Consider the following 349-nt stretch of genomic DNA (forward strand, 5'->3'; position numbering starts at 1 on the left):
TGATGTATATATAGTAAATTGTAAGACGATTCAAAAGGTATATTTTCATAAAAACGGAAAATATATCTTTTTTTCTTACAAAATGATTACTTCTTTTATATACTTTGGTTTCATCATTCCCTTCTGTGAAAAAATTCGTTACAATGGTGTTGCATGATAATTAAATTTGTAAAAGATGCAAATGAAAAATGATCCACAAACAAGAATGAATTGACAATCCTCTATTTGAATGAAAACCCTTTAATGCACATAGGATTAAAAATTATCTTCTTTCAAATAAACTCAAATAAAATGATTTATATATTGTTTTTTTAGAAGTATGGATGATGCACGGAGGCTAGTATAAATG

Source organism: Bacillus sp. JJ1127, from assembly GCF_036965845.1.
In the GTDB taxonomy this organism is placed as follows: Bacteria; Bacillota; Bacilli; order Bacillales; family Bacillaceae_G; genus Bacillus_A.